We start from the raw sequence: 19806 nt of genomic DNA, 5'->3' as shown, positions 1-19806 counted from the left end.
CGAATCTGCATATGATGGGTGTCAAAAAGCTCAACATAGATAAATTACGTGAAGTGGCTGCTGCATCCTGCGCGGAAGGTGAAACTATTTACAATATGCCATTTGAGGTCACTACTGAATCGGTATTATCAGCAATATTAACCGCCAATGAACTTGGTAAATAAGCGTCTATTAAGCAGATAATATTTATCCCATAAACCAGCCTTTTTCAGCACAATGGCTGGTTTTATTTTCTAATACAACAAAAGTTATATCCCCCATTTCCATGTCACTTGTCACTTGTCACTTGTCACTTGTCACTTAAAAAAGCAGATCACATCCAAATACAGGCATCAGAAAATCATCTCGCTAAATATTACCGCTCTAGGCCAATTTTCTTCACTTAAAAAAATCTTGAACTCGCTGCAAAAATGAAAAAACCGGCACAAAAGGCCGGTTTAGTTATGCGCACATCTGGGCTAATTAACCGCCGATCAGATCTTTGTAAGCGATCGTTTTGCCCTGCGGTTTTTCATTCGCTAACTTCGCTTTCGGCGAACCAGGTTGATTCAACCAATATGATGCATCTTTCTCAGGATTAAGCTTCGGACCACATTCACCCTGAGCGTTACTGCGCTCTAAACGGCTCATCACTTTATCCTGCGCTTCAGCCAGGCCATCCATTGCTTGTTGTGCTGTTTTTTCACCACTCGCGGCTTCAGCAACATACTGCCACCATAATTGTGCAAGCTTAGGATAATCTGGCACATTAGTTCCCGTTGGGGTCCACTGCAGACGTGCTTGACTGCGGTAAAATTCAACTAAACCACCTAACTTAGGCGCCATGTCAGTCATTGCTTGTGAATTAATATCTGATTCACGAATAGGTGTTAGGCCAACCATGGTCTTTTTCAAAGAGATTGATTTAGACACTACAAATTGCGCATATAACCACGCAGCCTGACGACGGTCAACCGGTGTTGATTTCAAGAAAGTCCACGCGCCAGTATCCTGATAACCGAGTTTCATTCCCTCTTCCCAGTATGGTCCACGTGGTGATGGCGCCATTCGCCATTTTGGCGTGCCGTCTTCATTTACCACGGGTAAACCCGGTTTAGTCATATCTGCAGTAAAGGCGGTATACCAGAATATTTGCTGTGCAATCGCTCCCTGAGCAGGTACCGGTCCTGATTCACCAAAGGTCATGCCGGCAGCTTCAGGTGGAGCATACTTCTTCAGCCATTCTACGTATTTAGCCGTCGCATACACGGCAGCGGGAGCATTAGTTGCACCGCCACGAGTGACACTTGAGCCGACCGGATTACACCCTTCTACACGAATCCCCCACTCATCAACCGGCAAACCGTTAGGAAGACCTTTGTCGCCAGTCCCTGCCATGGATAACCACGAGTCCGTAAAACGCCAACCTAAAGAAGGATCTTTTTTACCGTAATCCATGTGGCCATAGATACGCTTACCGTCAATTTCTTTCACTTTTACCGAGAAAAATTCGGCAATATCTTCATAGGCAGACCAGTTTAACGGCACCCCTAACTCATAACCGTATGCATCTTTAAATCTCTTTTTAAGGTCCTCACGTTCAAACCAATCCGCACGGAACCAATACAAATTCGCAAATTGCTGATCCGGCAATTGATAGATTTTTCCATCCGGCCCGGTAGTAAAGCTCAACCCGATAAAATCTTCTAAATCTAAGGTTGGAGAGGTAACAGCTTTACCTTCACCGGCAATAAAGTCACTGATTGGCACAACTTTACCATAACGGAAATGTGTCCCGATTAAGTCCGAGTCATTAACATAAGCATCATAAATATTGATCCCTGATTGCATTTGAGTTTGTAATTTTTCAATCACGTCACCCTCTTGAATCAAATCATGGTTTATCTTAATGCCAGTAATCTCGAAAAAGGCTTTAGCTAAGGTTTTAGACTCATATTCGTGGGTTGTAAGAGTCTCAGAAGCAACATTTATCTCCATACCACGATAAGGTTTTGCCGCTTCAGTAAACCAACTCATTTCGTCCATTTGCTGTTTTTCAGTTAGCGTTGATGGCTTAAATTCACTGCCAATCCAGTTCTTGGCAGCATCACTATACTGATCTGCTACCGCCAAACTACTACATCCTGCAATTAACATCGCAACACTCAAACGGCCAAGTTTAAATACTGATTTTTTGTTATCTAACATTCTGTTTTTCCTTTTATTATTAAAAGTGCATAGTTTTTACTGTAGGCACCCAATAGTGCCAGCACACATCCTTAACTAAGGCTCTCGGTATCTGTTGTCGGTTCACCCCCATTTCATTACAATAAATAGCCAAATCACGGCTACAACGAAGGGCACCCAAATTGACATTTCTGAGAATCCGATGAAGCCCAAATGAATAAATGCTGCGCTCAATAAGCTGATAAACAACCTATCTCCGCGGGTGGTTATAATCGGGAAGAAGCCTTTTCTTGCCACACAAGGACTTAATATTTCCCAGCAAACCATGGTAAATAAAATGCAGCCGATACCCGTAAAAAACAACGCCGAAGGTGTAGTCCAAGCCATCCATTCCATATATCTCTCCTAAACACGACCAAGAGCAAAGCCCTTCGCCACGTGATTCCTAACAAACCAAATAACCAGTACGCCAGGTAAAATAGTCAGTACTCCCGCCGCTGCCAACACTCCCCAGTCAATACCCGATGCGCTGACCGTACGTGTCATTACCGCCGCAATAGGTTTGGCGTCAACCGAAGTCAATGTTCTTGCTAACAATAATTCCACCCAACTGAACATAAAGATGAAGAATGCGGTCACACCGATCCCGGAGCGAATCAGGGGGATAAATATCTTCACAAAAAACTTAGGGAAAGTGTAACCGTCAATATAAGCGGTTTCGTCAATCTCCCGTGGTACACCGGACATAAATCCTTCCAGAATCCATACTGCCAAGGGCACATTAAACAAGCAGTGTGCAAGGGCAACACCAATGTGGGTGTCGAATAATCCCACCGAAGAATAGAGCTGGAAAAACGGCAGCAAAAATACCGCAGGGGGTGACATTCTGTTGGTCAGTAACCAGAAAAAAAGATGCTTGTCACCCATAAAATTAAAGCGTGAAAATGCGTAGGCCGCAGGTAATGCCACCGTTAACGTAATTGCCATATTCAGTGAGACATAATAGATAGAGTTTAGATAACCCGTATACCAACTGGCATCGGTAAAAATAGTCATATAGTTGTCAAAGGTGAAATTATTAGGCCAAAAACTCAGGCTGCCTAAGATCTCCTGATTGCTCTTGAACGACATTACTAATAGCCAGTAGATAGGCAAGAGCAAGAATATGACGTACAAGGTAAGTCCTAGTGTTTTCTTCTTATTCATAAGTACATCCTTTGCGTTAATTATTTACTATCGCCATGGGTCATGGCGGTATAAAACAACCAGCTGACTAATAGAATGATCAAGAAATAGATAATCGAGAATGCGCCGGCAGGTCCAATATCAAATTGCCCGACCGCCATCTTAGTTAATGCCTGGCTTAAGAAAGTTGTTGAATTACCCGGTCCGCCTCCGGTTAATACAAAAGGCTCGGTATAAATCATAAAACTGTCCATAAAACGCAGCAGCACTCCAATCAACAGAACACTTTTAAGTTTAGGTAGTTGAATGTATCTAAATACCGCCCAGTTTGAGGCGCGGTCAATGCTTGCGGCCTGATAATAAGCATCGGGAATAGCGCGCAAACCCGAGAAAGACAATAACGCCACTAACGATGTCCAGTGCCAGACATCCATAAGAAGTACCGTAAACCAGGCATCTATTGGATTTGCGGCATAGTTATAATCCACACCTAACGCATTAAGGCCCCAGCCAAACAGTCCGATATCGGCACGACCGAAGATCTGCCAAATGGTCCCCACCACATTGAGCGGTACTAAGAGCGGCAGAGATAATACCAGCAAACTCACTACCGACCATTTGCCTGCTTTGGGCATCATCAGCGCAACACCTATCCCTAATGGAATTTCAATCAGCAGGACGGCGCCGGAGAACAGAAACTGCCGGACTAATGAGTCCTGCAGACGCGAATCATTGAGTATTTCGCGGTACCATTCGACACCAACATAGAAACGGGTACTCCCGAAAATATCTTGAAGTGAATAGTTTACAACCGTCATTAAAGGCACAATGGCACTGAACGCCACCAGCACAAATACCGGCAGAACTAAGAACCATGCTTTGTTGGAATGTGTTTTATTCATAACTTTCATCCTTGGCGACAAGAAATTCGTCGATATAAAGCATTAACCACTGCTCCGGAAAACTGATATAAGCGTGCCCCTGCGGGACTTTCTGATCCTCCTGCAGGCGTGCTTTAAGCGCATGCTCACCCAGTTTTAGGCTGACAATTTTGTAGGTACCCAAATCTTCAATAAACCCGACTTCGGCGCGGTGAGCACTGCCATTGGGTTTATCCCACAGATGTACAAATTCCGGGCGAATACCGACCTTCAAGTTATTTGAATCGCTCGTCCGCAGGGCCTGTTTCTCAACTTCATTGAGTGGAAATATTTTGTCACCCAAACATACCCCCTGCTCACAGCGTGTAACTTTCAGAAAGTTCATTCCCGGGCTACCAATAAAATAACCCACAAAAGTATGATTAGGTCGCTCGAACAGTTCGCGCGGTGTGCCGAACTGCACTACCTGCCCCTCATACATCAGGGCTATTTTGTCTGCAAAAGTAGACGCTTCAAGCTGATCGTGGGTGACATAGACCATAGTGGTATTAAACTTCTCGTGAATCTGTTTAAGCTTACGGCGCAGTTTCCACTTTAACTGCGGGTCGATAACCGTCAGCGGCTCATCAAACAAAATGGCCGATACATCATCACGCACCAAACCACGCCCCATGGACACTTTCTGTTTTTCATCGGCGGTGAGGTTTGCAGCTTTTTTATTGAGCACTTCGGTCAGCTCAAGTATTGCTGCGATCTCACCCACCTTGGATTGAATCTTGGCATCACCCGCGCCCATATTACGCAGCGGAAAAGCCAAATTATCGAACACCGACATCGTGTCATAGACTACCGGGAACTGGAAAACCTGAGCAATATTACGATCCTGTGGTGGAATATCATTGACTCTCACGCCGTCAAATAAGACATCACCATCGGAAGGCTCCAATAAACCGGAAATGATATTAAGCAGGGTCGATTTACCACACCCGGACGGCCCCAATAGAGCAAAGGCACCACCATCTTCCCAAACATGGTCCATATGTCTGATCGCGTATTCCGGTTTTTCTGCGTGTTTATCGTAACTGTGTGCTAAAGATTTTAAGTGAATTTCAGCCATGATAATTATCCTCAACTCTGCGGCTAGATGCCTGGATTAAGTGGCCATCCAGGTGAAATACATTGAGTTTATGAGTGGGCACATAAATTTTAATTTTTTCATCCACATGATAGTTATGCACACCTGATAAATGCAGGACCATTTGAAAATGCGGATTACGCACATGCAAAAAGGTTTCGGAACCACTGATTTCAGCGACCTCCACTTGAACTGAAATTTCCAGATCATCGTCATTTTTAGGTAATAAGCTCAAGTGGCTAGGGCGTATTCCAAATTGATAATCGCCTTCGTCAAGAGAAATCAGCTCGCTGGTTAGCGGAAAATGAACCGTGTTATCAAAGGTCACTTCGGTTTTAGTGATACGTCCGGGAATCATGTTGATCGGCGGTTCATTAAACAGGGTCGCAGCAATCACATTACAGGGGGTATGGTAGGTTTCTGCCGTTGGGCCGCTCTGAATAATCTGCCCTTCATGCAATATAGTGGTCGAGCCTCCCAATGCCAGTGCTTCGTTAGGTTCGGTGGTTGCGTACACCGCAATAGTATTGCGCAGAGCAAATAAATCGCGCATCTCCTGACGCAGCTCTTCGCGCAGTTTGTAATCCAAGTTAACCAGAGGTTCGTCAAATAGAATAATGTCGGCATCTTTCACCAATGCGCGAGCCATCGCGGTACGTTGCTGCTGTCCTCCCGACAATTCCAGAGGTAAACGGGAAAGATACGGGGTAATGCGCAACATATCTGAAATCTCTATAACTTTCTGTTTAATGACGGCGGGCGACTCCTTAGCTAAACGCAGCGGAGAGGCGATATTGTCAAACACAGTCATGCTCGGGTAGTTGATAAATTGCTGGTAAACCATTGATACATTACGTTTCCTCACCGGTACACCACTCACATCGAGTCCATTCATCAGTACTCGACCTGAAGTTGGTTTATCCAATCCGGCCATTAAACGCATCAAGCTCGTTTTTCCCGATAAGGTGCGGCCAAGCAGTACATTAAAAGAACCTGGTTCAAAAGTCAGGTTGGCATTATTAATATAGTACTGGCCATCTACTATCTGGGTCACATTTTCCAGGGTCAGGGACATACGGCGATAATCTCCTTTTGTGATTAACAGCAAGGCAAAAATCATGTTTTGTGCAATTTCGCCTATTCCCGTATTACAAAGCCAAATTCATGCCAAGTTTCATAAGGCATCTAACCAACTGATAATTATAATTAATAATATATTTTAGTTTTTTTAAATAAAAAATAACGTTTGATTTGAGCATTTTTGTTAATAATGTGAACAAATTGTGAATAAATATGTTCACCTCTGTTCAGGCACAATAGTTGAACAAACTGCACAGACTAAAAATTCAACATTCAACTGATAAACAATAAAAATCAATTTGTATCGAGGCTCATGTAACTAAGAGGAGATTATCTTTGATCGTTTTTCTGTCGCACGGTTATTCTCTGGTGTGCTATTTTTATTACAGGAAACAGAAAATATTTGTGGCAATGAGATCTACTAGACAAATATGCCGATTAAACATTCGGCAGCGGTATTTGTATCAATTTCGTGATCAATGTTAACGTACTGTTGCGCATTTATAACCACAATATGCCCCTTTCCGAATATTAAGACGTGAAGCTTACAATGCTTTAAGGACAATGAAGAATAGGGAAGCAATACAGTGCCCAAAAAACCAGCAAATCATACAACGCATGAAGCGATGATCACGCAGTCCTGGCAGCGATGCCGAGAGTCCGGACTGAGTCACCATTCAAAGCCGAGTATTGAACATTTGGCTGGCGGTTCGCTGTCTTCATTGCTTGATGAGCATCAGCGACTTCTGGAAACAACTCACAATGAAGTACTGCCCTATTATGAAAATTTACTAATTAACAGCAAGAGTCAGGTAATGCTCGCGGATCATCAGGGTTTCGTGCTTAAAAGTTGGGGCGATCAGCGCTTTAAGCAACATCATGAAGAGATATTTACTCCCGGTAGCGGTTGGCAGGAATCCACATTAGGAACAAATGCCATCGGCACGGCGCTGAAAACCGGCAGCATAGTGCAGATTCAGCAGGATGAACATTTTTTGATTTCCAACCGTTTCATGACTGGCTCTGCGGCCCCTCTTTTTGGTATAGACAGAGAGATGCTCGGGGTTATCGATATATCAACTGATACTTACCTGCCTGAATCACATACCTTAGGGCTGGTAAAAATTATGTCGCAAGCGATAGAGAATCAGCTTATTACCTCCCACTTTAAGGGCGAGTATTTTTTACTGCGCTTTAATACCAGCATCGAAAATATCGATAGTCAGTGGTCAGCATTAATCGTATTTGATGAAGATGGTTTAGTTATTTCAGCGAATAACCGTGCAGAATTGATACTCGGCAGTGATTTAAAACTGGTCAATATATCTGAGCTGTTTAATCTTAATGTCAGTCAGTTAGTCAACCAACCTGAAGGTTTTCAGGTCCCCTTGCTGACCACGCAACAATTCAGAGTCCATGGGATATTGCATAAGCCAGTTCAGGCGAAACCCCGAGCATTGGATTTTAGAACCGAGATAAAATCTAATGAGCCCGCCAGACATGTATCTGAGCAACACAAGTTTCTATTGGATGAGCTTCACTTTGGTGATCCCGTTATGGAGAAAGCAGTCGCCCAAAGTAAGCGAATTATTGACAAAGATATTCCTATTCTGATCCGCGGAGAAACCGGAGTAGGCAAAGAGGTATTTGTCAAAGCGATGCATTATTCAAGCCTGCGTCGCAAGCAGAATTTGATTACGGTAAACTGTGCGGCTATTCCACAGGAGTTAGTTGAATCGGAACTTTTTGGTTATGAGAAAGGCGCATTTACCGGATCCAGCAATAAAGGTTATATCGGACTCATCCGCAAAGCTGATAAAGGGACCTTATTTTTAGATGAGATTGGCGATATGCCGCTCAACGTTCAGGCGCGTTTATTACGAGTATTGCAGGAGCGCAGGGTTAATCCTTTGGGCAGCACTGAGTCCTATCCGGTCGATTTTAAACTTGTTTCCGCCACCAACTGCAATCTTAAAGAGGCGGTCGCCGCAGGCACCTTCCGCCAGGATTTATATTACCGAGTAAGCGGTTTGAATATAGAACTACCCGCGCTGCGCAATCGCAATGACCGCCAGCAACTGATCCAGTTTCTCCTGAAATATTACGCAGAAAATAAACAGCATGCCGAGATCACGGAGCGAGCCATGAAGAGCTTTTTCCAGCACCCCTGGCCGGGTAACATTCGCCAATTAGTCAGTGTGATTCAAATTGCGCAGGCAATGTCAGATAATCAAGCGATTGACTTTGAGCATCTTCCCGATGACTTTTTCGCTGATATGGAAGTAAGTGCAAACAATGCTGAGCCTTTAATGGCCAAGCAGGAAAATAAACCACAGGCGAGCAATACGGATTCAAACGCAGACAACATAGTGGCTTTATATCAGTCTCTTAATTGTAATATCTCAAAAACCGCAGTGCAGTTATCCGTGAGCAGAAATACTGTCTATAAACGTCTCCGTGAAAGTGGTTTTAAATAGAGTAAAATCAATTTCTTATTCCACCCTAACTTAATTTGTACAGCCTCCTTATTTATTCTGCACCACTATCGTTTTACCAATTGCCGTGAAACAACGTCCACACTGGGATTACAAATCCCCTGTGCAGCGAGTAAGGCCAGCTGCAGTGTCTTTTCTGCAATGACTTCTAGTTGCTGCGGTAGAGACTGTACCTTGATAGGTAAAAAATCTAACAGGCGGTTATCACCAAAAGTCGCCAGTGCAGTTTTTTTCTGTAATTCTGGATGCGCTAATAAACAATCCAGTACCCCTACAAATAAGGTATAAGAGGTAATTAAAATAGCATCGGGGAAACAGCCCTGATCTATCCATTGCTGCGCTAAAAGTTGTCCTTGTTCAATACTAAAATTTTCACCATAGGCGTATTGAACCTTAAGCGAGCTGCTATGTTGCGCCAGTGCCGCTTTAAAACCTAACTCTCGCTCCCTGGAAACACCCAACAGCTCTGCTGCACCAATTAAACCAATACTGTTAACATTTTTTTCTAATAAAGCTTCGCATAACTGATAAGCGCCTTCGAGATCTTCACTGATAACGCTGCTGAAAAATTCATCATTCAAACACCTGTCTATCGCCACCACCGGCACGCCTTTAGCCTGTATCTTACGATAAAATTCATTATCGCCTGGTAATGCAGTGGCGACGATTAATACATCAATACCGCGCCTAATAAGATTTTCAGCAACGTTCATTTCGGTCTTAATTGAATCATCCGAGCAACAGATGATTAATTGAAAACCGGATTTTCTGGCATCGCGTTCTAACAGTTTGGCGATTTTAGCATAACTGGTATTTTCAAGATCAGGGATAATTAAACCAAAAGTGCGGCTATTACCCGCCCGTAAAGAACTCGCCGCATAGTTAGGTTGATAGTTATATTTATCCACCACGGCCATCACTTTCAAACGCGTTTTTTCACTGATCCGATATTTTTCGGCTTTACCGTTAATAACGTAACTGGCAGTGGTGCGAGAGACGCCTGCTAACCGCGCTATTTCTTCTAATTTCATCAAAAATCCTATATGAAAAAAAATTATCGAGATCTCTATCACAGTATAGAAAATCACCAAACCCCAAAGCATCATAAAGCAGTTGCAATTCTAGCTGAAACGGTTCAGCATATCAACTGAATCGTTTCAGCAACAATAAAGTAAAGAAAAAAGGGCTGCTACAGACCTTTGAAAAGTCCACATAAGACTGAACTTCTTATCTCGTTGATTTGTTCATGATTGTACAGAAGACTAAGCTTTATTTGCGAACATTTTTTAAACCATTAATGTCTGTGTTGATAAACGCGACATTAACTAACATTAGTAAGGTGCCCTGCATGCTATCAATTAATACCCACGATATTATTCTCGCGCAAACCGCAGAGAATAAACAAGATGCCATTAAATCTATCGCTAACGGCCTGCTTAACAAGGGTTATGTAGAAGGCGGGTATGTTAATGGCATGCTCGCTCGTGAAGCACAAAATACAACTTTTTTAGGTAATGGTATTGCCATCCCACACGGTACAACCGATACCCGTGATCAAATAAAACAGACCGGGGTAATTTTACACCACTTCCCCAAAGGCGTGAATTGGGGTGATGATAATACGGTTTATTTAGCGATTGGTATCGCGGCAAAGTCAGATCAACATTTAGAAATTTTAAAAATGCTCACTAAGGTACTTTCTGCTGATGGTGTTGAACAACAGTTACAAAATGCAAGCACGGCACAAACCATCGTCGATTTATTAACCGGTAAAGTGCAAACCGAAATGTTGCTGACCACTGACCTAATTAAGCTCGACATTGAAGCGCAGGATATGTCACAACTGACCGCCGCTGCAGCAGATTTAATCAAAAATCAGGTCGCTGCAGGCGATACCTTTGCTGAAGCAATCGCGACTAACAAAGCAACTCATTTAGGCCAGGGTTTGTGGTTAAACGCCAGCAACCAGGGCGTTAATAAAACAACCCTGTCTTTTGTCAGCACTTCTCTACCATTAGAACATTCGAATAAACCGGTCAAAGGCCTGCTTTGTCTAGCCAGTAACAATCAACTGCATTTAAAAACCCTGGATCTTTTGATTGACCTGATTGCCAAACAACAAGTAGAAAAACTGTTCAGTGCGAATCCCGAACAAGTTATCAACTTACTGACTAAAGAAATACTCGAAGGCAGCCAAGAGGTTTTCACTATCCTTAATCCCCATGGTTTACACGCGCGTCCCGGTGCGATGCTGGTCAATACTGCGAAAAAATTTACAGCGACCATTCAGCTGGCGAGAATTGATACGCCAGACAAAACGGTCAATGCCAAAAGTTTAATGAAAGTGATGACCTTGGGGGTCAAATTTAAAGACCAGTTACAGGTTACCGCGCAGGGTGAAGATGCCGAGCAAGCACTGCTTGCCATTGGTCAAGCAATTGAAAAAGGTTTAGGAGAAACAATCCAATGAGTAAAAATCTAAAAGTGGTTACTGTCACTCTAAACCCGGCCTTAGATCTCACCGGGTCACTGGAGGCATTACAGACGGGTACGGTGAATTTAATTGAGACCGGCAGTCTGCACCCGGCAGGTAAAGGCATCAATGTTGCCAAAGTCCTTGCTGAACTTGGCGCAGAAGTCACTGTAACGGGTTTTCTCGGGGAAAATAATCAAGCTTCATTTGTAGAGTTATTTCGATCGTTACAGATCACCGACCAATTTGTCCGTGTTGATGGTGATACGCGCATCAATGTCAAAATCGTTGAAAAATCCGGTCAGGTGAGCGATCTCAACTTCCCGGGCGTTATCGTCGGAGAATCTGAATTAGCCGAATTTGAGCAAACTTTATTTAAGCTTTCAAAAACCCATGATGTCTTTGTGATTGCCGGAAGTCTGCCGCAGGGCGTGACACCGGAACATTGTGCCGGTTGGATTGAAGCACTGCACACAGCCGGCAAAAAAGTATTTTTTGATAGCAGCAATAAAGCATTAGCAGCGGGCGTTAATGCGCATCCTTACCTGATTAAACCAAATGATGAGGAACTGAGCGCTTTACTTAATCTGTCATTAACTAACACCAGTGAGATTAAAGCTGCCGCGCAACAATTGCAGCAACAGGGCTGTGAAAATGTGGTTATATCCATGGGCGAGCACGGTGTGCTGTGGTTAAACCAAAAGGGCTGGCTCAAATCAACGCCGCAAAAAATGCAGGTGGTGAGCACCGTTGGTGCAGGTGACACCTTAGTAGCAGGTCTTTGTTGGGGTGAGCTAAATCAGTGGGATAAATCCCAAAGTTTAAGTTTTGCGACAGCATTAGCGGCGCTTGCTGTTAGCCAGGTAGGCGTGGGTGTTGAAGACATCGACCAGGTTGAAACCTTGCAGAAAAAAATAAAAATCACAAAACTCGATTAATTAACGCATTTAATCACGTCGCGATTAACTTTATAAATAAGTGCTTCAGTGGACAAGAACATAAAAATAACCCAAAAGTGATTAAAGAGATTATTTAATCACGTCGCTATTAACTTTATAAATAAATGCTTCAGAGGACAAAAATATGAAATTAGCCATAGTCACAGCATGCCCCAGCGGCATTGCCAACAGCATTATTGCTGCTGGATTAATTGAAAAAGCAGTCTCAGCATTAAACTGGGAAGCATCAATCGAATGCCAATCTAGCGTAAAACCTGCTGAGCCTTTAACTCAACAACAAATTGATCAAGCCGACTGCATCATTATAGCTGCAAATACAACGGTCGATCTTAACCGTTTTCAAGGTAAAAAAGTGTATCAATCTGATATTACCGAATGCCTCGAAGATACCAAAACCTATCTACAAAACGCAGTTAACAATGGACAACTGCTTAGCCAAACCACAACGAGGAAGACCACTATGCAATCAGGTGAAAAGCAATCAGCTAAAAAAATTGTTGCAATTACTGCCTGCCCAACCGGTGTTGCACACACCTTTATGGCAGCAACGGCCTTAGAAGACAAAGCTAAACAGCTTGGTTACGAAATTAAGGTTGAAACACGCGGCTCAGTCGGCGCAAAAAACCAGTTAAGCACAGAAGATATCAGCGCCGCTGATGTGGTTATTATTGCAGCAGATATTACGGTAGATTTAGCCCGCTTTGATGGCAAAAAATTGTATAAAACCAGTACAAGTTTAGCCCTTAAAAAAACCGAACAGGAGATCAACAAAGCATTTTCCGATGCAACGGTTTATCACAACACAGGTGCAGCGACAAGCACTGACGGCGAGCAAATGAAAGCATCGTCTGCTATCTATAAACATCTTATGTCCGGTGTTTCACATATGTTACCCGTAGTTGTTGCGGGTGGTTTATTAATTGCGTTGTCTTTTGTCTTTGGTATCGAAGCCTTTAAAGAGGAAGGGACACTTGCCGCGGCATTAATGACTATCGGTGGTGCTTCCGCCTTTGCGCTTATGATTCCGGTATTATCTGGTTTTATCGCCTTTTCGATTGCCGACAGACCCGGTCTTGCACCCGGTTTAATTGGCGGTATGTTAGCAAGTTCAACGGGAGCTGGTTTCCTGGGTGGTATCATTGCAGGTTTCCTGGCGGGTTACACAGCAAAATTTGTTGCTGACAACTTTCCGCTTCCAGATTCTATGGCCGCGTTAAAACCTATTTTAATCATTCCCCTCATTGCCAGCTTGGTGACCGGTTTAGTGATGATCTACGTAGTTGGTACGCCGGTTGCTGCAATCATGGCCGGACTTACTGACTTCCTTGCCAGCATGGGCTCAGCAAATGCTGTTCTGTTAGGTATTTTACTTGGCGCAATGATGTGTTTCGACCTCGGTGGTCCAGTAAACAAAACAGCCTATACCTTTGGTGTTGGTCTATTGGCATCACAAACTTATGCACCGATGGCTGCAATTATGGCTGCGGGTATGGTACCGGCGTTAGGCATGGGTCTTGCGACATTCTTAGCAAAATCTAAATTTATCCCTAGTGAAGCAGAAGCGGGTAAAGCATCTTTCGTATTAGGCCTTTGTTTTATCTCTGAAGGTGCAATCCCCTTTGCCGCACATGATCCATTACGCGTAATCCCTTGTTGTATGGCGGGCGGCGCGTTAACGGGTGCTCTGTCTATGTTATTTGGTGCGCAACTACTCGCTCCACACGGTGGTTTATTCGTACTGCTTATCCCGGGTGCGATTAGCCCGGTACTACTTTACTTAGTGGCGATTGCAGCAGGAACAGCAGTAACGGGTATCAGTTACGCCTTCCTTAAAAAAAGCGACCGTAAAGTAGCCGTTGCGGCTTAATCGGACGCTTTAAATAGCAACTAGTTAATTCATCAAACCCGGCAAGTTGCTGGGTTTTTTTTAACGCAAAATATCGTTATTTTCAAGAAAACAGCACATTTTTTAAGCAACTCATTCAGAAGGTAAATAATATGAAAATTGCAATGGCCTGTGATCACTCTGCTTTTAGTTTAAAAGAAGAGGTCAAAGTATTATTAGAAAATGCCGGACATAGCATTATAGATTTTGGTGCAAATAATGAAGAGGCCTGTGATTTATCGGATCATATTTACCCGGCAGCTTTAGCCGTTGCTTCAGGCGAAGCTGAGCGAGGTATTTTTATTGATGGCGTCGGTTACGGCAGTGCGTTAATCGCTAATAAAATTTCAGGATTGTATGCAGCAGTCTGCCAGGACCCCTTCTGCGCGCAACTCGCACGTTCCCATTCAAATACCAATGTACTTTGTATTGGCGCCAAAATAATTGGATCGGCTATTGCAGCTGAGATTGTCAAAACCTGGATGACCACGGAATTTCTTAGCGGTGAAGAAAAATATAAGCGGCGTGTTGATAAAGTCGTTGAAATATCAAACAGACACCTAAAAGCATTGTAACTACAGCTGAAAACACAATATTGATCTTAGTTAACATTAATCGGCAGTAAATAATGTTAATTTTGTTACCCACGATAACGTTTTGCAGATATATAGATCTGGATAAAGGGATATAGAATGATTACGCTCGGTGAATACATTATTGATAAGCAGCATGAATTTCCAGAGGCGACAGGAGAATTATCGTCTCTGCTCGGCGCAATTCGATTAGCGACCAAGGTCGTTAACCGAGAAATAAATAAAGCCGGATTAGTTGATATTATTGGTACAACCGGTACGGAAAATGTACAGGGTGAAATCCAGCAAAAAATGGATTTATACGCCAATGACGTTTTTAAAGCGGCATTGGAAGCACGGGGCGAAGTTTGTGGTGTCGCATCCGAGGAAGAAGATGAATTTATTTCCTTTGATAGTCAACGCTGTATAAACAGTAAATACGTTGTATTGATGGATCCGCTGGATGGATCTTCAAATATTGATGTTAATGTCTCGGTAGGTACCATTTTCTCAATTTATCGCCGTCTTAGCGAGCTGGGTCAGCCTGTTACCTTGGCAGACTTCTTACAACCGGGGACTGAACAGGTTGCCGCTGGATATGTTATCTACGGTTCGTCGACCATGTTAGTTTATACAACCGGACATGGTACGCACGGCTTTACCTGCGATCCTTCACTGGGTGTTTTTTATCTGTCACATGAAAGTATGCAAATTCCAGATAACGGTGCAATGTATTCTATCAATGAGGGTAACTACCTGAAGTTTCCACAGGGCGTAAAAAAATATCTAAAATACTGCCAGGAAATTGATCCACCAACAAATCGCCCCTATACATCACGCTATATTGGGTCATTAGTTTCTGATTTCCACAGAAATTTACTTAAAGGCGGTATTTATATCTACCCTTCTACCGCTTCTGCGCCAAAAGGAAAACTGAGATTATTATACGAATGTAACCCGATGGCATTTCTGATTGAGCAGTCTGGCGGCAGAGCAAGCGATGGTTTTAACCGCCGCATTATGGAAATAGTACCAACCGAGTTACACCAGCGTGTTCCCTTTTTCTGCGGCAGTCCTAAATTGATGGACAAAGTAGAAGAGATGATGGAAGAATATTCTGCAGAAGACAAATAAACAGAGCTTTCCCTGTTACAACCTCAAAAACCGCTCATTGAGCGGTTTTTTTAGTTGTACTCCATTAATTCTCAATTGATCAACACCGTTTTGCAGCACCGCTAAGCGAAGATTATTTAATGCTTTGCTGATCAACAAAAATCAGTTGATCAGTTGCAAAACCGTTCATTTTGGCGGTATTTATAAAATCCTGTTTAACAGCTTCAGTGACTGTTGCTGTTCTTGCTAGCAACCATAAATAATCTTTGCTGTAGCTGGTTACATAAGCGTATTGGTAATTTATCTTATCCAGTTTAAAAATCACGTAGGAGCCGTAAAAGGGACCAAAAAATGAAACTTTTAAGTGCCCTTTGCTTTGCTTATCGACAAAATAAGCTTTTCCCTCTGCACTTTTCCATTGTTTATTTTCACTTAAGTAACCGCTATTTATGACTTTTATCCCGCCATCTTCTCGCACTGAGTATTCGGCGCTGACATTGGACATTCCTCTTTCAAATGAATGGTCTAAACGGGCGATTTCATACCATAGACCTAAATATTTCTCCGTCTGCAGCCCTTCAACGGGCCTGATATCCGTGGCGATCCCCGTACAGGCAAACTGTAAAAAAGCCAAAAAAGTGATCAAAATTATACGCATCTTTATTTTCCCTGATAGTAAACCCTCAACCTGACTCAGTATAATACGTTGCAGCAGAAAAATACGATCACAGCTAAGGTCACTTTGTTATAGAACAATATCCTATCGTCCGCGGAAAAGATTTATTGCCGTCACAATTGAGATATTACGGGTATTATTGACTCTCTCGACTATATTAAATCATGAGACAAATACAACTATTTGCCGAGCTGCTGATTTTATTACTTCGCACCTGCTGTTAATATTGGCAAATTTACCCCATAAGGTTATCTCATTCAAGGACGAAATTAATGCGCAAACTATTCCCGACAGTCATCTTAAGCGTTTTGCTAAGCAATTTATTAGTCACTGAGGCAGCGGCAAATTCAGCACCTGCGACGCGCTCTCTTGCTGAAAAAGCTGGATGGGAGTTCACTCTGGGGATGAATATGGGTTACAGCGCCGGCCGCTCACAATTAAATACGGATGATGATAATGCGCTCAACGAAGATCTCAACAATCAGGGTAAGTCACTTGATAAGACCTTGGTATTTCCCTTAGCCAGTGCACAGTACACATTTGATGAATTACAAACTCAGATATTTGCCGGTAACAGCCGCGAACAAATTTCTGTCGCCGAGTTTCAGTATGAACTGGGAATCAAACATGTATTTAATAACCGCAGCCAACTGACTGTTGCATATTTTCCACAACTGCCGTTTTTCAATGAGGCCTGGCAGGATCCCTATTTAATCGGCAGTGCACGCACGACAACAGAGCAAAATACACAGGGAGGACGAGTTGCTTTGACCCGTATTGCAGGCAGTTCAATTACCCTTAAATACGCCTTTGCCATTACGTCGATAGAAAACGAACAAAGTGGACAAAGTATAGGATTGAATGCTGCCCAACTGAGTCTGCTGCAACGTGATAGCTTCTATCAACGCATTGAAATAGAAACTATGTTTCCAATTGCACCGGGCGTATTTTTTAAACCCGCACTGCAATACACCAGAAGATCTGCCGATGGTGAAGCACACAACTTCGATCAATATGGAGCGCAGTTAGGTTTGCTGGTTTTTAAAGGCAGGCACAGTTTAATAACCACCTTCAATACCGGCATCAAAAAGTTTGCCGTCGACAACCCGGTCTTTAGTGAAAAACAGAATACCGTCACTGCTGCTGTTTTTTCGGTTTACAGCTATGCTCAGGCGCTTAATTGGCAACCATTAAGTTTTAATATACTGGCAGGTTACAAAAAAGAGAACTCTGATATCAACTTTTACGATAGCAAGGGTTTATTTATGTCGACCGGTTTAAGCTATAAATTTTAGCCTGAAGCGACTTTTTATTTTCAGATTCAGCATGCTGTGTGGCCGAGTAATGACCGCACAGTCTTGGTGAATGGCGAATCCTTACAATTATAATAACGCTATAAATCAATCACCAAAGGCTGTTAGTAGACCTCAACCTCCACTTTATTTTTGCCTATCACGGTGGTGGTAATAATATTACCGGAACGTTTATTTTCAACTTTGATTGACTCCCCGGTCTCACCTGATTTAAGAGCAATACCAACGGTACTCAGAGTGAGAGAATCCTGCTTGATGACGATACTCACCTCGGCTTTCCGTAATACCGCATATTCTTTGATGATATCCCTATTTTGGATGACGGTGCCGGCACGTAAATTTCGTTTGATCTTTCTCCCGGTAAGGCTCTCGATATTGAAATAATAATCATTGTCTCTGATTTTCTGTTCACTAAAGACGATATCCTCGGGCTGCAGGGAATGCCCGCGGGATAATGATGAAACAGAAGTAGCAACCGGCACATAATAACGGATATTGGCGGTAATATTGCTCGACCATTTTTGCCGGTTAACGGTATTATTACAGGTGACTTTATATCTGACACGGTTAATCGCATTACGGGTAGCCCTCTGAACAAGGACAGGCGATAAGCACTTCTCAAGTGTTTTCAAGGATCGCGGAATACGCAGCTTACTGCTGTAACGGTATTCCTGCCAGTGCATTTCCCGGGCAAACTCGGCGCTGTCTGTGTGGATCTGTTTTTTTACAAGATCCTTGACCAGATCAACGGCCAAGGCCGAAGAATAACTCGCAAAAAACCCTAAAAAGAGAATAAAAATCAGCCTCACTTGAGCAGGTCAACGACAGTTTTACGCGAGATAGTTGCATGATTTTGTCTGAGATTAAATGCTGCTGCCCATTTCTGTTCGCTCATTATGGTATTAACTTTTGGCTCAAATGGCGTCGGTTCAGTTTCAAACTGCTGCAAATGAGCTGCCCCGGATTCAACCTCTGATTTTTTTAATTGATTGAGCGTCTGGTAACTGCCCTTAGCGCTATTAATTAGCCCGGTGATAGTTGACAAGGTATGCTCGTCAATGGGCAGGGGTGATTTGGTTAATGTGGCTATATCATCATTAACAGCCGTTATATTAGTCGGAATAGCCTGCCCGCTGGGAAACCGATGCCCTTGTCCGGTCACTGTGGTCACTTTACTCGATTGACGCCATTGAGCGTCGCCCATTGATAAAATGAGTTCATTTTTCTGATCATTTTTTACGCTGACATCGGCAAAGGCCAAGGCTTTATTGAATTGATTAAGCAGCTCATCATCGGTCTTTGCGGCTTCAAACATCAGCAGGCTGATTTTTCCATCAATCTTAAGCGTTACCAGCTCGTTATCCCAACGGGAACGATTCAGATCTAAGCCTTCTATCTTGAATTGAATTTGATTTTCTTTGTTTATCTGCTCGCTTAGATTTGAATCTAAGACCCGTTTACCGGAAAATTGCGCATCCATTGCCGCACTTATTTTTCGTTGTTCCAATCTGATTTTTGCAACGTGCTCCGGCTGCAGTTCAGAAATACCCTGCGCCACATTTGGTTCAACGATTTTTTTCATTTCGATCAGGCTGCCCGCAATCTTTTTTATCCCCTGTCTGGCAGTATCAATTGACGCCAGTTCAATATGAGAATCCGATAACGCGAGAGAGGCACCGATATTTTTTGATAATAACCCGCTGATGTTATTCGTCTCACTAACGGGTTTGAGGCGAGTGCTGGCAATACCGGTTAATAAGCTTGGGCTTTTAACCGCTGTCGGACTGTTTTGCCCAAGGGAAGATACAGAACTATCTATTCTGGAGGTGGTTACCATAAGTACTATCCGTCATGCCGATTAAGATCAACAGCT

17 protein-coding genes are annotated in these 19806 nt (G+C 43.1%); 7 read left to right on the top strand and 10 right to left on the bottom strand.

The genetic code is table 11. From position 1 onward, the window contains the following. Nucleotides 1-462: 462 nt before the first annotated feature. The 6 genes from ACJAZP_RS16320 to ACJAZP_RS16295 form a co-directional block, all read right to left on the bottom strand. Nucleotides 463-2187, bottom strand: coding sequence for an ABC transporter substrate-binding protein (locus ACJAZP_RS16320; RefSeq protein WP_415231810.1), 1725 nt, complete (start codon nucleotides 2185-2187; stop codon nucleotides 463-465). A gap of 102 nt (nucleotides 2188-2289) precedes the next feature. Further along, nucleotides 2290-2562, bottom strand: coding sequence for a DUF2160 domain-containing protein (locus ACJAZP_RS16315; RefSeq protein WP_415231809.1), 273 nt, complete (start codon nucleotides 2560-2562; stop codon nucleotides 2290-2292). A 9-nt stretch (nucleotides 2563-2571) separates the two neighbouring features. After that, the gene (locus ACJAZP_RS16310; protein ID WP_415231808.1) at nucleotides 2572-3372 is read right to left on the bottom strand and encodes a carbohydrate ABC transporter permease; all 801 of its coding nucleotides are present in this window, start codon (nucleotides 3370-3372) and stop codon (nucleotides 2572-2574) included. A 20-nt stretch (nucleotides 3373-3392) separates the two neighbouring features. Then, nucleotides 3393-4253: a carbohydrate ABC transporter permease gene (locus ACJAZP_RS16305; protein ID WP_415231807.1), complete on the bottom strand. Its 861-nt coding sequence runs from the start codon at nucleotides 4251-4253 to the stop codon at nucleotides 3393-3395. Then, nucleotides 4246-5349: an ABC transporter ATP-binding protein gene (locus tag ACJAZP_RS16300; protein ID WP_415231806.1), complete on the bottom strand. Its 1104-nt coding sequence runs from the start codon at nucleotides 5347-5349 to the stop codon at nucleotides 4246-4248. Before ACJAZP_RS16300 ends, ACJAZP_RS16305 begins: the two co-directional genes overlap by 8 nt. After that, nucleotides 5342-6442: an ABC transporter ATP-binding protein gene (locus ACJAZP_RS16295; RefSeq protein ID WP_415231805.1), complete on the bottom strand. Its 1101-nt coding sequence runs from the start codon at nucleotides 6440-6442 to the stop codon at nucleotides 5342-5344. The genes ACJAZP_RS16300 and ACJAZP_RS16295 overlap by 8 nt, the downstream gene beginning before the upstream one ends. A 592-nt stretch (nucleotides 6443-7034) precedes the next feature. On the opposite strand from ACJAZP_RS16295, the gene ACJAZP_RS16290 reads away from it, so the two are divergent. Then, entirely contained in the window at nucleotides 7035-8924 is a 1890-nt protein-coding gene (locus ACJAZP_RS16290) for a sigma-54-dependent Fis family transcriptional regulator (protein WP_415231804.1), read from the top strand. A gap of 65 nt (nucleotides 8925-8989) precedes the next feature. On the opposite strand, the gene cra is transcribed toward ACJAZP_RS16290, so the two are convergent. Continuing rightward, the gene (gene cra / locus ACJAZP_RS16285; protein ID WP_415231803.1) at nucleotides 8990-9973 is read right to left on the bottom strand and encodes a catabolite repressor/activator; all 984 of its coding nucleotides are present in this window, start codon (nucleotides 9971-9973) and stop codon (nucleotides 8990-8992) included. Between the two features lie 317 nt (nucleotides 9974-10290). Here cra and fruB point away from each other — a divergent pair, with 317 nt between their 5' ends. From fruB to fbp, 5 genes are all read left to right on the top strand, one after another. Beyond that, a complete protein-coding gene (fruB, locus tag ACJAZP_RS16280) occupies nucleotides 10291-11412 on the top strand; it encodes a fused PTS fructose transporter subunit IIA/HPr protein (protein ID WP_415231802.1) in 1122 nt (373 codons plus the stop codon). Continuing rightward, entirely contained in the window at nucleotides 11409-12353 is a 945-nt protein-coding gene (pfkB, locus tag ACJAZP_RS16275) for a 1-phosphofructokinase (protein ID WP_415231801.1), read from the top strand. Before fruB ends, pfkB begins: the two co-directional genes overlap by 4 nt. Before the next feature lie 145 nt (nucleotides 12354-12498). Then, complete coding sequence (gene fruA, locus ACJAZP_RS16270; RefSeq protein WP_415231800.1) at nucleotides 12499-14241, top strand: PTS fructose transporter subunit IIBC; 1743 nt, start codon at nucleotides 12499-12501, stop codon at nucleotides 14239-14241. Between the two features lie 131 nt (nucleotides 14242-14372). Further along, nucleotides 14373-14834, top strand: a complete 462-nt coding sequence (locus ACJAZP_RS16265; protein ID WP_415231799.1) for an RpiB/LacA/LacB family sugar-phosphate isomerase — start codon at nucleotides 14373-14375, stop codon at nucleotides 14832-14834. A 117-nt stretch (nucleotides 14835-14951) separates the two neighbouring features. After that, complete coding sequence (fbp, locus tag ACJAZP_RS16260; protein WP_415231798.1) at nucleotides 14952-15965, top strand: class 1 fructose-bisphosphatase; 1014 nt, start codon at nucleotides 14952-14954, stop codon at nucleotides 15963-15965. 112 nt (nucleotides 15966-16077) lie between these two features. On the opposite strand, the gene ACJAZP_RS16255 is transcribed toward fbp, so the two are convergent. Beyond that, nucleotides 16078-16602, bottom strand: a complete 525-nt coding sequence (locus ACJAZP_RS16255; protein WP_415231797.1) for a lipocalin family protein — start codon at nucleotides 16600-16602, stop codon at nucleotides 16078-16080. 290 nt (nucleotides 16603-16892) lie between these two features. On the opposite strand from ACJAZP_RS16255, the gene ACJAZP_RS16250 reads away from it, so the two are divergent. After that, nucleotides 16893-17915 (top strand): DUF2860 domain-containing protein, encoded by a 1023-nt coding sequence (locus tag ACJAZP_RS16250; protein ID WP_415231796.1) that lies wholly within the window; start codon nucleotides 16893-16895, stop codon nucleotides 17913-17915. Between the two features lie 122 nt (nucleotides 17916-18037). Here ACJAZP_RS16250 and flgA read toward each other — a convergent pair whose 3' ends face one another. Together flgA and ACJAZP_RS16240 are read right to left on the bottom strand one after the other, a co-directional pair. Next, nucleotides 18038-18742 (bottom strand): flagellar basal body P-ring formation chaperone FlgA, encoded by a 705-nt coding sequence (flgA, locus tag ACJAZP_RS16245; RefSeq protein WP_415231795.1) that lies wholly within the window; start codon nucleotides 18740-18742, stop codon nucleotides 18038-18040. Then, entirely contained in the window at nucleotides 18739-19770 is a 1032-nt protein-coding gene (locus ACJAZP_RS16240; RefSeq protein ID WP_415231794.1) for a hypothetical protein, read from the bottom strand. The genes flgA and ACJAZP_RS16240 overlap by 4 nt, the downstream gene beginning before the upstream one ends. Nucleotides 19771-19806 lie beyond the last annotated feature (36 nt).

Origin of the sequence: Psychromonas sp. (assembly GCF_047632955.1) — a bacterium.
Lineage (GTDB): Bacteria > Pseudomonadota > Gammaproteobacteria > Enterobacterales > Psychromonadaceae > Psychromonas.
The sequence above is the reverse complement of the archived record's forward strand: the minus strand, read 5'-3'. Positions and strand labels throughout refer to the sequence as shown.

Bases quoted from the DNA above. Each gene is read 5' to 3' on its own strand.
- ACJAZP_RS16320 (WP_415231810.1), bottom strand. From the start codon at position 2,187: ATGTTAGATAACAAAAAATCAGTATTTAAACTTGGCCGTTTGAGTGTT.
- fbp (WP_415231798.1), top strand. From the start codon at position 14,952: ATGATTACGCTCGGTGAATACATTATTGATAAGCAGCATGAATTTCCA.
- fruB (WP_415231802.1), top strand. From the start codon at position 10,291: ATGCTATCAATTAATACCCACGATATTATTCTCGCGCAAACCGCAGAG.
- pfkB (WP_415231801.1), top strand. From the start codon at position 11,409: ATGAGTAAAAATCTAAAAGTGGTTACTGTCACTCTAAACCCGGCCTTA.
- ACJAZP_RS16305 (WP_415231807.1), bottom strand. From the start codon at position 4,253: ATGAATAAAACACATTCCAACAAAGCATGGTTCTTAGTTCTGCCGGTA.
- ACJAZP_RS16295 (WP_415231805.1), bottom strand. From the start codon at position 6,442: ATGTCCCTGACCCTGGAAAATGTGACCCAGATAGTAGATGGCCAGTAC.
- ACJAZP_RS16300 (WP_415231806.1), bottom strand. From the start codon at position 5,349: ATGGCTGAAATTCACTTAAAATCTTTAGCACACAGTTACGATAAACAC.
- ACJAZP_RS16315 (WP_415231809.1), bottom strand. From the start codon at position 2,562: ATGGAATGGATGGCTTGGACTACACCTTCGGCGTTGTTTTTTACGGGT.
- ACJAZP_RS16240 (WP_415231794.1), bottom strand. From the start codon at position 19,770: ATGGTAACCACCTCCAGAATAGATAGTTCTGTATCTTCCCTTGGGCAA.
- ACJAZP_RS16265 (WP_415231799.1), top strand. From the start codon at position 14,373: ATGAAAATTGCAATGGCCTGTGATCACTCTGCTTTTAGTTTAAAAGAA.
- ACJAZP_RS16310 (WP_415231808.1), bottom strand. From the start codon at position 3,372: ATGAATAAGAAGAAAACACTAGGACTTACCTTGTACGTCATATTCTTG.
- ACJAZP_RS16255 (WP_415231797.1), bottom strand. From the start codon at position 16,602: ATGCGTATAATTTTGATCACTTTTTTGGCTTTTTTACAGTTTGCCTGT.
- fruA (WP_415231800.1), top strand. From the start codon at position 12,499: ATGAAATTAGCCATAGTCACAGCATGCCCCAGCGGCATTGCCAACAGC.
- ACJAZP_RS16250 (WP_415231796.1), top strand. From the start codon at position 16,893: ATGCGCAAACTATTCCCGACAGTCATCTTAAGCGTTTTGCTAAGCAAT.
- cra (WP_415231803.1), bottom strand. From the start codon at position 9,973: ATGAAATTAGAAGAAATAGCGCGGTTAGCAGGCGTCTCTCGCACCACT.